Here is a 14,584-nt window from a genome sequence, read left to right on the forward strand (position 1 = left end):
AGCCGGCGGCGCTCCCTTTTTTATTTATTCAGCTGCTCTCCACCTTCCGCTCTTGGCATCGCCTTATGCTCCGTTGACGCCTCCGCAATCTCGTGGAACGCCCAGTGTGCCTGCGGCACGTCGCGCCATACCGGAAGCGCATCGGCGTTGCCGAACAGCGGCCCCCGGCCCAAAGCCCGGTTGATCACACTCACCGCCTCCGCCCGCGTGACGAAGGCCTCAGGTTGGAAGTTGCCGTCCGCATACCCGCTCACGATGCCTGCCGCTTGGGCGGTCCGGATCGCCTGTTCCGCCCAATGGCCGGCGGTGTCCGAGAAGCCGGTGGCCTGCTGCCCTGCGGCCGACTTCATGAACTTCACGGCAACCGCCGTGATTTCCGCCCGCGTGACCGGTTGTTCCGGCTTAAAGCTGCCATCCGCATAGCCTTGCATCAAGCCCATGCGGGACGCTTGGGCAATCGCCTCAGCCGCCCAATGACCTGCCGGAACATCGCGGAAGCTTACCGCCTCCGCCGTCTCTTTCATGTCTACGGCCTTGGATAGCATAGCGGCCATCTCCGCACGGGTGATGCGGTTCTCCGGTTTGAACAGTCCTCCCGGATATCCGCTAATATAAGCTTGATGAGTTAACAACAACGGTTCGGCCGTCTTCACCAGAGCAAACGTGCTGAAATGGTCCACGGTAAATTTTAACCCTTTACCGTTCGCTAACGGAACAACTTCCCCGGTCAGAAACTCCGTTGTCCCGTCGGAATGTTCGACATACACCCCTAGTTTGGATGGATCTGCCGGGTCCGTCAGTGGCAGAACTAGCTCCACCTCCCGGTTTTGCAGGTTCGTCTCGATTTGAACCGGACGTCCGATGACCGTCACCTCTTGCCCTCCTGTGGCCGCAAGAACCACCTCGGCCTTGTTCGCACGCCCTTCGATTTCCTGGTTCTGGGCAGCCACCTTCACGGGAGTAATTGTTACGGTCAAATCGCCGGACGCCCCCTGCAAGGAAGAGACCGGAATGGTGATCTCCCCGTTTGCGGTTTGAAGCTTTAACTCCAGATCGCGTCCCGTAATCCATTGAAGGAAATCGAGGGCGAGCGACAGCTTCACCGAACTCACTTCATCCTTGGCATCCGGGATCGTCAGGTTCAACGAAGTTGCTCCTTCTTCCGCCAGTTTGTCGATCGCCGCCCGAAGCGTGGCATCGGCGGTCAGCTTGATCTCATCCCGCTTCGTTCCGTCCGCTAACGTCGTCCGAGCGATGTCCACCGGGATCGGGTTAGCCGGGTCCCGGACGACTTCCGTCTTCGCTGGGGTTGGCGATGTCGACGGACCGGAAGGTCCGGATGGAGACGACGGCGGATTCGACGGATTCGTTGGTGTGGTTGGCGTCGTCGTGCCGGGAGCGACGTGGAAGTTCAGTTGATCCGCCAGCAGCCGCTCCCCGGATTTTTTCACCACTTTGATCGTGTGCTGACCGGCTGGCAGGTTGGAGACGCTATACAGCGACTGCTGGGCGCTGCGCGACTCGGCATAGGCGTCTACGGTCGCCTTCAACTGTCCGTCGATATAAACCTCCATTTCACCTTGAACCGGACCCGTCGGCATACGCAAATCGATGCCGGTGCCTTTAAATGTATACTCGAAGTAATCCCCATTCACCTCGGTGGAATGCACGTCATCGTAATAATCGCCCTGGATGTGGAAGGTCAGCTTCAAGCTTCCCGCCGGTTGGGCGGCGAGATATTCCTTCTTGATCGTCACGGTATTCCCCGTAACGGTATAGTCCGTTCCCTCAACCAACGACGTTTGGCCGTTTCGGATACTGCCGAGATTCTCGATCCCGCTAAACACCTCGACTGGGATGTCCTCTTGAGCAGACGGCGTTTTATCAAAAGTCGCTTCGGTGAGGTTAATCAGATCGGAAATTTGTACTTTAAACGCATCCAGCAGCATGAATCGGCCCGATTTTTTCACCAGCTTGATCGTGTGCAGGCTGTCGGACAATCCGGATACGCTGTAGACGGCTTGCATCGGCTGTCTAGCGTCGGCATGAGTATCCACGGTGCCTACAAAAGCGCCATCCAGATAAACGTCAACCTCTCCTTGGGCCGGGTCGATTTCTGTAATGTATTGGATTCCGGTGCCCTTAAAGGTATATTCCAAGGAATCGCCGTTTTGCTCGGCAAAATGCACATCATCCTGATAGTCGCCGAAGTTGCGTCCCGTACTGCGATTCCAGGACCCGGTATAACGAATGCCGGAATCGTTGTTGTTGATCATCAGGAAACGCCCGGACGTATTGACGATATCGATCGTGAGCGTTTGCGGTAGTCCGGCGCTGAACTGGAACGTCAGCTCGGTTACACCGGTTGGCTGAGCGGCCAAGTACGACGCATGAATCCGAACCGTATCCCCCTCGATTGTAAAATCCGTCCCTTCCGCTAGTTCCTCCGCCCCGTTGGCGATGCTGACCAGCGTATTACCGTTTAAGGTCATGGTGGTCGTCACGTCCGCTTGCGCGGATTCCTTCTGATCAAACACCGCCGTCTTCGGCGTAATCGTGCTGTTCACAATCGCCGGTCCGGTGATGTTCACCGTAAAGGCCTGTGAATCGCCGCCGGCAAAATGGAATGTCAACGCAAGCGGTCCCGGCTGCTGCTGAGCCAAGTACTCTTTTTTGATCGTGACGTTGTCTCCGGAGACCGTGTAATCCGTGTTGCGTACCAGTTCGGCAGAACCGCTCGCAATATGGTTTAAGGTATCTCCACCTAGCGACAGCGAAACGGTAATGTCTTGCGGATTCGGCGTTTCAAAGCTGGCCGTTGTGTCCCCCAGCAAGCTGTCCGCATAAACCTTAAATCCGTCGACGATCAGGTAGCTCCCGCCCTTCTTCACACCGGAGATCGTATGCTCGCCAAACGGCAGATCCCGAATGCTGTAAATCGGGATCTGCCCCTGTTGAACGGAGGCCATGGCGTTTACCGTCTCTTGAAATTCGCCGTCCAGTCAGGAAGCCGGGAAACAGACGCCGGTGTTCGTCCGCTTCTCAACGGTCATCGGCGGCGCCGAGTCCCCCGAAACGCTCCGTGATCCCCGCGGATTTGCGGTGAAATTTTATACGGAGGATGGGAACTGGGATTTGGTCGGGAACAACCTGAAGATCTTTTTTATTCGCGATCCGTTGAAATTCCCGGATATGGTGCATTCCTTCAAACCGGACCCGGTCAGCAAGCTGCCGGATCCGGAACGGATGTTTGATTTCCTGTCCCAAACGCCAGAGTCTACGCATATGGTGACGTTTATTTTTTCGCCTTGGGGCATTCCCGCGAACTACCGCCAGATGCAGGGTTCAGGCGTCAATACGTACAAATGGGTCAACCAAAAAGGGGAAGCCGTGTTGATCAAATACCACTGGGAGCCGCTGAAGCAAGGGATTAAAAACCTGTTGCAGCACGAAGCCGATGAAATCCAGAAGACCAACTACAACCATGCAACGCAGGATTTGTATGAAGCGATTGAGCGGGGGGATTATCCGGAGTGGGAGCTGTGCGTACAAATCATGAGTGACGAAGACCATCCGGAGCTGGACTTTGATCCGCTGGACCCGACGAAGCTGTGGGATCCCGAGAAGTTCCCGTTTCTGCCGGTTGGCAAAATGGTGCTGAATCGCAATCCGGAAAATTATTTTGCCGAAGTGGAGCAAGCGGCGTTTGGAACCGGGGTGCTGGTGGACGGGCTGGATTTCTCCGATGACAAGCTGCTGCAAGGCCGCACCTTCTCCTACTCGGATACGCAGCGCTACCGCGTTGGGACAAACTACTTGCAACTCCCCATCAACGCGCCAAAAACGAAGGTCGCCACGAACCAACGCGGCGGGCAAATGGAATATCAGGTCGATCTCAATCCGGGCGCGAACCCGCATGTGGACTACGAGCCGTCGACGAAGAACGGACTGAAGGAAGCGGAGAAACCGGGCAAAGACCATGAGCCGCACTACGACGCCAAGCTGGTTCGGCAGAAGCTGGAGCGCACCAACGATTTTGCTCAGGCGGGCCAAACGTACCGCGCATTTGACGAGGTCGAGAAAAACGAGCTGATTTCGAATCTGGTAAACAATCTGAAGCTGTGCAGTCCTGTCATTCAGGAGACTTGGATCAGCCACTTTACGCAAGCCGATCCCGAATATGGCAGAAGGGTTAAGGAAGGGCTTGAGGCGGCGAAGCGGGAAATGGATACCGCAGGCCAACATACCAGTACGGCGGGTGCGGATGAAGCGATGGAGAAAGCCAAAGGGATGGGACACGAATCTGATCGGTATTAATAAAATAAACCTGCGACAGCCTTTTGGGCGATCGCAGGTTTATTTTTACTCGCCGCGGCCCAGCAATCCAGCCGCAGCGGCGTAAACGTATCCAGCAGCTTGCTTGGCTGAAGCGCCCGGCAACCGTGCACCGCACGGCTTGGGATCCCAGCGTTTCGCCTGCCGATCGTTACGTTCCCGGAACTACCTCGCCGAAAGGGTCGGCTACTCCGACCTCGTCTATTTCAGCAACGCCTACAAACGGGTGACGGGGATGACGCCGACGGAGTATCGGAGGAATAGCGGTTCAGTTTCTCTCTGATAAAAGCAAGCGGCCATCCCTTCTGTATGGAGATGGCCGCTTTATCCAGTTCAAGATGAAAGCTTCTTACTCTTATAGCCGATGCCATAAACCGTCTGAATGATCCCTTGCCGTTGCCCCAACTTCTTCCGGAGCCTTTGGATATGCGTATCCACGGTTCGAGTTCCCCCGTCAAAATGAATATCCCACACCTGCTCCAGCAACGCCGTCCGGGAGTACACCCGTTCAGGGTGTCGGGCGAGCACGGCCAACAGGTCAAATTCCTTTGGCGTCAATTTCAGTTCTTGGCCGTCCGTTCGAACCGTGCGGTTGACCAATTCAATGGATAGAACGCCTAGCTCAATCTTGTCTTGCTTCGGCCCTTCGGACGATAGGGGAGCTGACCGGTTTCGAAGACGGAATAACGCCCTAATCCGGGCAGTTAATTCGCGGATATCGAAAGGTTTGGTCATATAAACATCAGCCCCGCGTTCAAGACCCCGCACTTTATCCGCAATATGATGACTTTCGCTCAACAGGAGCACAGCCGGCTGGTTTGTCTCTAACGAGATGCCGTATACGTCGTACCTTTCATAGTGGGGTTTTGCCAAATCCAGGAGCAGAATGTCAGGTTGGAATAAGGCCGCTTTATGGAGCGCCTCCTCCCCGTCTTCTGCGGTCTCTACCACAAAGGCTTCGCGTTTTAGTGCATCGGCTAATAATCGAGTATTGTTAGGTTCATCGTGGATGATAAGTACTTTGATCATGACCTTTTCCTTCGATCCTTTCGGTTGTTGCTATCGACTTCAGGGCATACTAGTCCTGTGTCACCGATATTTTTATGGAATTCAGACTTTCACAATAATTGGAAGTTGTCCCCAGTGACAAATCGCCTGATTTTGGCTATACTTCAATTCAAATCTGAACGGTGAGAGGTTCATTATGGAGCCAAACCAATTTGAAAATCATTGCGTATCTTCAATCTATGAGGTTTTTCAAAATCTATCTGGGAAATGGACGGTTCTCGTCCTTATTGAGTTGTTAAAGGAACCTCAACGTTTTAATCAATTAAGAAGAAATTTAAATAACGTAAACACCAAAGGCCTAACGGATACTTTGCGTAATTTGGAAGAGCATCAGTTGATCAAACGTACAGTCTTCCCTACGGTTCCTGTAACTGTCGAATATTCAATTAGCGAAAAGGGCGAAGCTTTGGCTCATGTGTTTGAAGAAATCAACCGTTGGAAAACGGAGTGGGATCCCCCCGTCCAACCTGCTTCCGCCATGGAGGGACAATAAGCCGTCTAATCTGCAAAAAGATTTGGCGGCTTATTGTATGCAGTTTAATCTTCAAACTTTATATAATCTTCAATCATGCCCCATAATCGGTCAGGTAACCGCAGCGCGGCCTGATCATTCCGGTACAATTTCATCTTGATTTGATCTTCCTTCGCTTCCCCCGCTTTCTGAACCCACCTCTTCTCTCTCCTTCTCGTCAAATCATAAGCCTGCTCGACAACGACAAGCCCCCTTCTTGCTTCGGGCTCAACTATAGCAGGTCATGATGGGTTACGTAAGAAGGCACTTTTTATTCATCTGCTTTATAAAATGAAAGCGATGGCGCCAGACAAAGGATTATGCAACAAGAAACCCGCCGGAGATTCGGCGGGTTTCTTGTTCAGATTTTAATGCTTCACGTATTTTCCGTAATCCGGGATGGCGATACGGTCAAATTCATCCACCAGCTTCTGCAAGCCCTCCGACAATACTTGGCCCGATACGGGTCTGCCGTGTCCGGTAACCGCAACGGTTGGCTGTAAAGCTGCCAATTTCCTCACGGATTCCCGGGCAGCTGTCCAATCCGTTGTCAAGTATCTAGGCGGTCCGCTAATTTCCATTTCCTGTGTCAACACTTTATAAAGGGAATCCTGCCTAACCGTTACAAATGCATCCGCTGCCATTAAGGTGCGGTCCTTGTCTCTGAACAATGACACATGACCCGGTGTATGCCCCGGTGTGTGAATCCAGCGAAAACCCGCCAAATGCGGCACACTTCCATCGGACGGGAGCGGTTGAACATGTTTCCCGAGATTAATGGGCTCATTCGGAAACAGAGCTGACATTTTAGCCACCATGCCACCTTCTACGGTTGGATCCGGTTCCGGGTAACTCTTGTGTCCCGTCAAATAGGGGATTTCCAACTCATGAGCATATACGGGAATATTCCATTGTTCGATCAGCTCAATGACCGCGCCTACATGGTCAAAATGTCCATGGGTGAGAAGGATGGCTTTCGGTTTCCGTCCTGCTCCGTAACGAGTCTCAGTAACGGAGACAATTTCATTGGCTGATCCGGGCATTCCTGCATCTACCAGGACAAAATCCTGCCCAGCCGGATCCCCAACGAGGCAAATGTTCACGATTTGGAGGGTATGGCAATATAGATCCGGGAGAACCTCTACGCCAAGACCACTTCCAACCGATGTGGCAGGAATATACTTGTAGTCGCTCCCGTACTCCATTTGTTTGTCCACTGTATTTTTTCTCCTTTAAAGTTATGGGATAATGGCCTTATCGTTCCAATCCCTTGGCAGGGTTATTCATGCTTGAAGGAGGATCCCCATGAACATCCCCAAAGGAACTTATGGTTTCCGATTCACTGAAGATAAGGAGCTTCCGCTATGCGTTTTGTTTGCTGCCGGTTATGATTCCATCACCGATCCTTCCTATCGATGGGACGGATTGGAGCGGACCGACGGGCCCTTGCTGCTGTTCCAGTACACATTCTCCGGTGAAGGTGTATTCGAGTCGGGGGAGCGGACTCACCGCGTCAACGCCGGACAAGCATTCCTCGCCGAAATCCCGAGTTCTCATCGCTATTATTACCCCGCGGATTCGAAAGAACCATGGGAGTTCCTATTCCTGCTGTTCCGGCCGAATCTAGTGCTGCCTCTATGGCGGAGATTCCTAAGCGAAGCCGGGGAAGTTGCTCATCTCCCCGTAGACGCAGCCCCCGTTCGGTTGGCCCGAATGATCGTTGCTGATGCAGGGGCTGGTCGAATCTCCGATCCCTACATCGCATCATCCTGCGTTTACCAGTTTGCAACGGAATTGGCCCGAATGCAGGTGATGTCGCGGAAAGATCAAGAGAACTGGCCGGAAAGCGTCAAGCGTGCCGCCGAATTTATAGAGGGCAACTATGCGCGAATGATCAGCATCGATCAACTCTCCGAGCATGTTTCCCTGTCCAAGTACCACTTGATCCGCCGGTTTTCGCACAGTACGGGTCTTACACCTGGCGCTTACTTGACCCGGGTCCGTACGGAAAAGGCCATGGAGCTGCTCCGTGAAACCACGCTTAGTATTGAGGTGATTGCCGAACAGATTGGCTATTCCAGCGGAAGTTACTTGATTAAAGCCTTCCGCCGTTTGACAGGACTTACGCCAGGGGAGTTCCGCAGCGGGAGCGAAAGCCTGTCCTATCGCAAGCTGTTCTTCGATTAAGCGCAATATATTGCTATCGTCGTCTCAAAGTTACTATAGATATTGCCTAACTCCTTGATTAAGATGAACGTGAATAGAGCAATTATCATTCATAAAGGAGTTATATCAAATGGACCATCAGCTTGTTGCACCTACTCCGCCGCTGGGCTGGAACAGCTGGGACTGCTATGGCGCGGCTGTCACAGAAGAAGAGATTCGGGGGAACGCAGAGTACATGGCGAAGCATCTCAAAGCCTTTGGTTGGAGCTATATCACCGTCGATATACAGTGGTACGAGCCGGACGCCCGTTCCTCCCAATATCGCCCGTTTGCTCCCCTCGTCATGGACGACTACTCTCGGCTTATGCCCGCGGAGAATCGCTTCCCCTCCGCCGCCGGCGGCCAAGGCTTCAAACCTTTAGCTGATTATGTACATCACCTCGGCTTGCAATTTGGTATTCATATCATGCGCGGCATCCCGCGCCAAGCCGTCCATGCCGCCACACCTATCCTGGGGACTACCGCAACAGCGCGCGATATTGCGCATCCGAATTCCATCTGTCCTTGGAATACAGATATGTATGGCGTGGATGCTTCCAAAGAAGGAGCCCAGGCCTATTACGACTCGCTATTTGCCTTGTACGCCTCCTGGGGTGTTGACTTCGTCAAAGTGGATGATATCGCCGCTTCCAGGTTATACGACACCCATCAATCGGAAATCGCGATGATATCCGAAGCGATTCAACGATGTGGCCGGCCCATGGTGCTAAGCTTATCGCCCGGGCCGGCTCCAGGGGAATACGCAACCTTCTTCGCCGAGCATGCTAACATGTGGCGGATGACAGACGATTTCTGGGACCAATGGCCGCTTTTGCGGGACATGTTCGACCGCTGCCGGGCCTGGCAAGGCAGACCGCAAGCTGGCTCTTGGCCGGATTGCGACATGCTGCCGCTTGGCCACATCGGCATACGCTCGGTTGATGGCGGTGGGGCGGACCGCTGGACCCGGTTCACGCGCGATGAACAACTGACAATGATGTCGCTTTGGAGTATCTTCCGCTCACCGCTCATCTTTGGCGGCGAACTACGGGATAACGACGAGTGGACGCTCTCGCTGCTGACCAATCGTGAAGTGCTGCGCATGCACCGGGAAAGCCGCGGTGCCAGGGAGGCTGTCCGCCAAGACGAACTCCTCGTTTGGACGGCCGAACATCCGGAAGGATTCCATTATGCTGCTCTATTTAATCTAAGCGAGAGCCCGCTACCACTGGACCTCCCTCTGGAGCAGATCGAATTGACGCACGTTACCTCAGGCAGCGAGCTATGGAGCGGAACGCCAGCGGAGCTTACGGCAGCAGGTGGACTTCGTACCACCATACCGTCGCATGGAGTTTGTCTATATCGGTTAGATTAGTAAACAAAGAAGAGATCTGCCCGCAATAAGGCAGATCTCTTCGTCAAATGCATAAATCCATCAAACGTACTGAACGATTTCATGGATGGGTTTTCTTCTCTTCGGACGTCCTTCCCGAGCGCGATATCCGAAGGCCACCATGACACTAATGCCATATTCATCGTCTCCTAGCAACCCCTTCTTCTGAAGAAGATCATTGACGGCATCCAGGTCAAATCCTTCAATCGGGCAGGAGTCGATTCCAATATGCGCCGCAGCCGTAATCATATTTCCCAATGCGATGTAGGTTGACTTGGAGGCCCAGTCTAACAAAGCTCTATCCGTGTCCAGGTGCAAATCTTCATAAAATTGCTCATAGGCAGGCTTCATTTTTTGAAATATCTCTAAAGGCATCTGTAAAGCTTGAGTCTGATGCTCCACCAAATAAGGAGAATCAAAAGTAAGGTTCTTTCGGGCTAAGATCATCACGAAATGACTTGATGTAGGAAGCTGGCGCACCCCTCCAGATACAAGCGGTGCTAATTCCTTTTTAAATTCAGGGCTTTGTACAACAATAAACTTCCAAGGCTCATTCCCGCCGGAGCTGGGGGATAAACGACCCGCCTCCAGAATAAATTGAAAATCCTCTTCAGAGATTTTCTTCTCGGGGTTAAATTCTTTGGTCGCATGGCGGTAATAGTAGGTTTCTAACAATTCTTTTTTTCTTACAGAGACATCCATTTTATGATCCCACTTTCTAAAATATTTGTTGTCTTATGCGATTTATCTGGAGGATGATTTGTTACCGTCGGTTGAATTTTTGGGAACTTCACACGAACCCTCTTCGCATAGGGCAGCATCCGGATCTAGGGAAGCGGATTGAAATGAAACAAATGGGTTTTCCTCTTTCCAGGCTTGCTGTAACGCCTCGATAAATACCTCAGCGGGTTGTGCGCCGGAGATGGCATATTTATCGTTGATTACGAAGAAAGGTACCCCTCTTATCCCTAGACGACTTGCTTCCAGCTCGTCCGCCCGTACTTCATCCCCAAATTGATTGCTCGCTAGTATCGCCTCCGTATCAGTTCGACTTAAACCGGATTGTACAGCAATCTCCACCAAAGTATCGATATCCCCCAGGTGTAAGGAATCCGTGAAATAGGCCTTATATAGTCTCTCCATCAAATCATCCCCTTTGCCCCATTTCATTGCATATTTCAGGAGACGATGTGCGTTAAACGTATTGGTAGGCTTCGCTGTATCGTAGTTGAATGTTAAGCCAACCTGTTCAGCACGTTTCGAGATCATTACCTGCATGGCCTTCATATGTTCACGGGTCGATCCTTTTTTTGCGGCAGCTAACCCGTATACATCATCCGAAGGATTCACCTCCATATCCGGATCCAACTCGAAGCTCCGATAAACCATGTTTACGGCTTCGGGATGGGCAAGCTTTGCTAAGCCTGCTTCAAGATGACGTTTGCCGATATAACAGAACGGACATACCATGTCTGTCCATACTTCAACTTTCATGCCTCATTCTCCTCAAGAAATTCATAATGTGATTATCCTCGAGGCCAACTATAGCAGGTAATGAAATGAATGATAAGAAGGCGATTTATTTCTATATGCTTTAGAAAAATAAAGCAGGGTCGATGACTTTATATTTTTAAAGCAAACCTAAAAAAAATGCCTCCTTACGAAAAAAAATAATGCCTGTTATAGTGGGTCTCGAGGCCGATGCACCTGCTACTCACTTACTAAAACGAGAAAGGTTGTTGTCAATCATGTAGCTGCAAACAGGAGATTCATGTTCAGGCAACTATGGATTCAATACGATTAAAAGGATGTGACCCTAGAAGGATGATAAAAAACAAGAAGTTCATGATTAGTCTGACGTTAGGTCTAATCTTACTGATCATCGCAGGATGGTCAGATCAACATATACAGTCGCAGCAAGTCACTAAATTTAATGAGTTGGAAGAGAAAATTCAACGCCTCGAAGATATTGAACAGATTAAACAATTAAAAGCTCGCTATTTTCGTTTTGTGGATGAGAAAAAGTGGACGGCGTTTGGAAGATCAGCAGCATGGAGTTAACTCGCTTCCGGATGGAGCCTCTACAGAATTGGGATCCAAATACAGACCCCGTAACCGGAAAGTAAAGGTATCCCCTTAAATATAACTAAATAAACCAAAGGACGTGATCAAGATGTCAGTCTACACCGACCACCAGCTTGCAGCGAAAGTCGCTGAGCTTGAAGAAAAAGTTCAACGTATGGAAGATATGGAACAGATCAGACAATTGAAAGCCCGCTATTTCCGTTATACCGATGAGAAGAAATGGGCGGATTTTGCGGATCTATTTACGGCGGATGCTCAAATTGAAGCGGATGGAGCCGAATATCCCGGAGGCGGAGTAGGATTCGCCCAAATGATTGCCGGACTGGTGGGTAAAGCCCCTTCGGTCCACCACGGACATATGCCCGAGATTCAAATGATCGATAAGGAGAATGCGAAAGCCATCTGGGCAATGGAGGACTTGTTGACCTTCCCCGATACGGAGGAGGCGTATCCAGGACATAATGGGTACGGCCAGTATCGCGAAACGTATAGAAAAGTGGGCGGCGTATGGAAGATCAGCAGCATGAAGTTGACGCGGTTCCGGATGGACCCTCTGGCAAACTGGGATCCTCATACTGATCCTGTAACTGGGGAGCCTGTGGTAAGCAACTAACGCTTGGTTAAAATAGACAAAGTCCCCCCTTTTCGTGCTCGATTCGAGCGCTTAAGGGAGGGACTTTGTCATACAAATCACTCTGCAACTCTCTACCAGATCGACTTCATTTCCCACACTTCCATCGACCTCACAACGAGTTCTCCATCTCCCCAAATCTCCAGCCCCAGCGCATCTCTGCGGCTTGGATAGACCCGGGTGGTCAAGCTTTTTAGGCCGTTGGCATAAGCTTCGACCATGGAACGGTCCAGATAAAGGTGCAGCCTCAAATTCTCGCCCGCGAGCTCCAGCTTGCCGCCCTGGATCCCTCTACATCGTTCTCCCGGATGCAGCGTCGTTTTCGTTCGGTCGACCAGGAGCATCGATTGCTTCGAATCATAATAGAGCAGCGTTTCTTCTTCCCCGTCCGGAGTCCGCCGGAGCTTGATTCCGAATTGTTCGGCGCTGTCCGGTTCGATTTCCAATTGAATCTCGAGCATGTCGCCTTGAACTTCTTGGAGCCGTTCATTTACCTCGGCGAGCGAATTGTCCCGAAGCGACAGCCGCTTCTCTCCGCGCAGCGATTGCAATTCTTGGATCGGCTCGATTCCCAGCCGCCCGTCATCCCGTAAATACACGCTTAATGGTAACCCGGCGTTATGGGCCCAGCCCGATTGATATTCCAGTTCGGACGTCCGATCCCCTTGGGCTATCGTGAAGATGATTTTTCTGCCGGTCTTCGGGTCCACCATGCCGCTCGGGCCGGTGAAATGGAAATCACCAACATCAATCAGCTCGGGTTCCTCCTGATCTGGAATAAACGAAAGCTCCTCCTTATCCAGCCGCCCAATCCAGTAAAACACCTCAACATCCGCACCTTCTCCCACAGGACTGACCAGAAGCAGATGTTTGTTCTCCCCTTGCTTATCCGTGCCAAGCGGAAGCAGCACCGGTAGCTCCCAGATTGGTCCAAGATAAGGATACTTCTGAAGATCCGCTTGGAAAAACGGTCCTTTGTACGTCCAGTTCAACATATCCTTCGAAACAAAAGCCAACGCGGCCCCGCCTTCGCCTTCGATCCCCGATCCGACCAAGGCATACCAACCGTCATCGTCCTTCCAAACGAACGGATCGCGGAAATCTCCAAACGCCCCTATCCCTTTTTGCTGTACGATAAGCGGCTCCCGATGCTTGACCCAACGAACCAAATCCGGGTTACCATCGGCTGGATACGTGCTCCGAGCAAGAGCCACGCTTTGATTAGGCGAAGCACTGTCATTGCCTGCTGTAAAGAACAATACTGGCAAACCCTCCGCATCATACGTGGCACTGCCTGACCAAATTCCGTCCGGGGCAAGTTGATCCTTCTCAGGGGCCAGGGCTACGGGAAGGTCACGCCAATGGACAAGATCCTCACTCACCCAATGTCCCCAATGGATCTGATAGAAGTACGGCCCTAACGGATTATGCTGATAAAACAAATGATATTGCCCTTCAAAATAAATCGGTGCATGCGGTTCGTTCATCCAATGCGCAGGGGGGCTGGCATGATACTGCGGCCTATGCCGATCCAGCAACAGCGGAGTCCGATCCAGCTTAATCTCATCATAGGGCACCTGAGGTATGATGCCGCCATACAGGGAATCCAGCACTTGCCGATACGATGCGGCGATTTCCTCTCCACTTAATGCCCGTCGATAGATCTTCAGCTCATCCAGGATCCCGCTAAACATCTGGAGATGAAATACTCCCGCCCATCGGCTGCTGTGATTATTTTTGCCGATAAGTAGATCCGTGCCTACAGCCTCAACCATTCGGGAACCAACAGGAACCTCTGACGAAGCAATTTCCCGGCCATTTAAGAACAGCTTGATTACGCCTTGCTCCCCATTAAAAACAGCGTTTACGTAAGACCATTCATGCTTAGGCAGCTCATCGCCGTCCGGTGACCAAACTTCCTTCCAGCCTCCTTGATCAAGCCCCACCTGAAAGGACCAGCGGCCGTGTCGGAACATGCCAAGCAGATATCCCTGCTCGCATTCCCTATTGTGACGGTTCACAATAGCAGCCAGTTTCCCTTCATACCCCCAATCATAGGAGCGTGGCGCCACCCACACCCCTATGCTCAGGGCTGACAACGGCTCCGCCCCCCGATTCCTGTCTAATTCACTAGCTGGCCGGGCGATCGAAGTTGAATATCCATCGAACAGGAGCCCGCTTCCTACTACGCCTTGTCTCCACTGCGGATCAACGGGTTCAGTGAATTCGGCTTGATTCAATACATACTGAATCTCATCCCGCGATTGGGATACCTGTTCCAGAGCACTTCTTCCGGCTCCTTCATCAAAAGCCCAATGCATCATTAATCCTTGCTCACCCGTGAGCTGACTCATCG

14 protein-coding genes and 1 pseudogene are annotated in these 14,584 nt (G+C 51.8%); 7 read left to right on the forward strand and 8 right to left on the reverse strand.

Going from position 1 to position 14,584, the window contains the following annotated elements; all coding sequences use genetic code 11:
- Positions 1–20 precede the first annotated feature (20 nt).
- Complete coding sequence (locus BN3277_RS16665; RefSeq protein WP_059044476.1) at positions 21–2,969, reverse strand: X2-like carbohydrate binding domain-containing protein; 2,949 nt, start codon at positions 2,967–2,969, stop codon at positions 21–23.
- 34 nt (positions 2,970–3,003) lie between these two features.
- Here BN3277_RS16665 and BN3277_RS16670 point away from each other — a divergent pair.
- A pseudogene (locus BN3277_RS16670) lies at positions 3,004–4,317 on the forward strand (catalase); the annotation flags it as partial.
- Here the strand turns inward: BN3277_RS16670 and BN3277_RS26255 are convergent.
- Entirely contained in the window at positions 4,314–4,448 is a 135-nt protein-coding gene (locus BN3277_RS26255) for a cupin domain-containing protein (protein WP_262362884.1), read from the reverse strand. The pseudogene BN3277_RS16670 and the gene BN3277_RS26255 overlap by 4 nt on opposite strands.
- Positions 4,449–4,456: 8 nt before the next feature.
- Between BN3277_RS26255 and BN3277_RS26435 the strand changes: the two genes are divergently transcribed.
- On the forward strand, positions 4,457–4,618 hold the full coding sequence (locus BN3277_RS26435) for a helix-turn-helix domain-containing protein (protein WP_392396637.1): 162 nt from the start codon (positions 4,457–4,459) through the stop codon (positions 4,616–4,618).
- A 50-nt stretch (positions 4,619–4,668) separates the two neighbouring features.
- Here BN3277_RS26435 and BN3277_RS16675 read toward each other — a convergent pair whose 3' ends face one another.
- Positions 4,669–5,364, reverse strand: coding sequence for a response regulator transcription factor (locus BN3277_RS16675; RefSeq protein ID WP_059044478.1), 696 nt, complete (start codon positions 5,362–5,364; stop codon positions 4,669–4,671).
- Between the two features lie 175 nt (positions 5,365–5,539).
- On the opposite strand from BN3277_RS16675, the gene BN3277_RS16680 reads away from it, so the two are divergent.
- Entirely contained in the window at positions 5,540–5,896 is a 357-nt protein-coding gene (locus BN3277_RS16680; protein WP_059044480.1) for a winged helix-turn-helix transcriptional regulator, read from the forward strand.
- 44 nt (positions 5,897–5,940) lie between these two features.
- Here BN3277_RS16680 and BN3277_RS25580 read toward each other — a convergent pair whose 3' ends face one another.
- Entirely contained in the window at positions 5,941–6,096 is a 156-nt protein-coding gene (locus BN3277_RS25580; protein WP_157688725.1) for a hypothetical protein, read from the reverse strand.
- Positions 6,097–6,282: 186 nt separating this feature from the next.
- Entirely contained in the window at positions 6,283–7,131 is an 849-nt protein-coding gene (locus tag BN3277_RS16685; protein WP_059044482.1) for an MBL fold metallo-hydrolase, read from the reverse strand.
- A gap of 88 nt (positions 7,132–7,219) precedes the next feature.
- Here BN3277_RS16685 and BN3277_RS16690 point away from each other — a divergent pair, with 88 nt between their 5' ends.
- Together BN3277_RS16690 and BN3277_RS16695 are read left to right on the forward strand one after the other, a co-directional pair.
- Positions 7,220–8,101 (forward strand): AraC family transcriptional regulator, encoded by an 882-nt coding sequence (locus BN3277_RS16690; RefSeq protein ID WP_059044484.1) that lies wholly within the window; start codon positions 7,220–7,222, stop codon positions 8,099–8,101.
- Positions 8,102–8,210: 109 nt separating this feature from the next.
- On the forward strand, positions 8,211–9,494 hold the full coding sequence (locus BN3277_RS16695) for a glycoside hydrolase family 27 protein (protein WP_059044486.1): 1,284 nt from the start codon (positions 8,211–8,213) through the stop codon (positions 9,492–9,494).
- Positions 9,495–9,554: 60 nt separating this feature from the next.
- Here BN3277_RS16695 and BN3277_RS16700 read toward each other — a convergent pair whose 3' ends face one another.
- Together BN3277_RS16700 and BN3277_RS16705 are read right to left on the reverse strand one after the other, a co-directional pair.
- On the reverse strand, positions 9,555–10,214 hold the full coding sequence (locus tag BN3277_RS16700) for an NAD(P)H-dependent oxidoreductase (protein ID WP_059044488.1): 660 nt from the start codon (positions 10,212–10,214) through the stop codon (positions 9,555–9,557).
- 42 nt (positions 10,215–10,256) lie between these two features.
- Positions 10,257–11,006: a DsbA family oxidoreductase gene (locus BN3277_RS16705; protein ID WP_059044490.1), complete on the reverse strand. Its 750-nt coding sequence runs from the start codon at positions 11,004–11,006 to the stop codon at positions 10,257–10,259.
- 330 nt (positions 11,007–11,336) lie between these two features.
- Here BN3277_RS16705 and BN3277_RS16710 point away from each other — a divergent pair, with 330 nt between their 5' ends.
- Both BN3277_RS16710 and BN3277_RS16715 read left to right on the forward strand, forming a co-directional pair.
- Positions 11,337–11,573: a nuclear transport factor 2 family protein gene (locus BN3277_RS16710; protein ID WP_059044492.1), complete on the forward strand. Its 237-nt coding sequence runs from the start codon at positions 11,337–11,339 to the stop codon at positions 11,571–11,573.
- Between the two features lie 112 nt (positions 11,574–11,685).
- Complete coding sequence (locus tag BN3277_RS16715; RefSeq protein WP_059044494.1) at positions 11,686–12,210, forward strand: nuclear transport factor 2 family protein; 525 nt, start codon at positions 11,686–11,688, stop codon at positions 12,208–12,210.
- Positions 12,211–12,302: 92 nt separating this feature from the next.
- Here BN3277_RS16715 and BN3277_RS16720 read toward each other — a convergent pair whose 3' ends face one another.
- A complete protein-coding gene (locus tag BN3277_RS16720; RefSeq protein WP_059044496.1) occupies positions 12,303–14,582 on the reverse strand; it encodes a GH32 C-terminal domain-containing protein in 2,280 nt (759 codons plus the stop codon).
- Between the last annotated feature and the right edge of the window lie 2 nt (positions 14,583–14,584).

Origin of the sequence: Paenibacillus rubinfantis (genome assembly GCF_001486505.1) — a bacterium.
Lineage (GTDB): Bacteria > Bacillota > Bacilli > Paenibacillales > Paenibacillaceae > Fontibacillus > Fontibacillus rubinfantis.

Bases quoted from the DNA above. Each gene is read 5' to 3' on its own strand.
- BN3277_RS16695 (WP_059044486.1), top strand. From the start codon at position 8,211: ATGGACCATCAGCTTGTTGCACCTACTCCGCCGCTGGGCTGGAACAGC.
- BN3277_RS16675 (WP_059044478.1), bottom strand. From the start codon at position 5,364: ATGATCAAAGTACTTATCATCCACGATGAACCTAACAATACTCGATTA.
- BN3277_RS16665 (WP_059044476.1), bottom strand. From the start codon at position 2,969: ATGGCCTCCGTTCAACAGGGGCAGATCCCGATTTACAGCATTCGGGAT.
- BN3277_RS16680 (WP_059044480.1), top strand. From the start codon at position 5,540: ATGGAGCCAAACCAATTTGAAAATCATTGCGTATCTTCAATCTATGAG.
- BN3277_RS16690 (WP_059044484.1), top strand. From the start codon at position 7,220: ATGAACATCCCCAAAGGAACTTATGGTTTCCGATTCACTGAAGATAAG.
- BN3277_RS16700 (WP_059044488.1), bottom strand. From the start codon at position 10,214: ATGGATGTCTCTGTAAGAAAAAAAGAATTGTTAGAAACCTACTATTAC.
- BN3277_RS16715 (WP_059044494.1), top strand. From the start codon at position 11,686: ATGTCAGTCTACACCGACCACCAGCTTGCAGCGAAAGTCGCTGAGCTT.
- BN3277_RS16705 (WP_059044490.1), bottom strand. From the start codon at position 11,006: ATGAAAGTTGAAGTATGGACAGACATGGTATGTCCGTTCTGTTATATC.
- BN3277_RS16720 (WP_059044496.1), bottom strand. From the start codon at position 14,582: ATGAGTCAGCTCACGGGTGAGCAAGGATTAATGATGCATTGGGCTTTT.
- BN3277_RS16710 (WP_059044492.1), top strand. From the start codon at position 11,337: ATGATAAAAAACAAGAAGTTCATGATTAGTCTGACGTTAGGTCTAATC.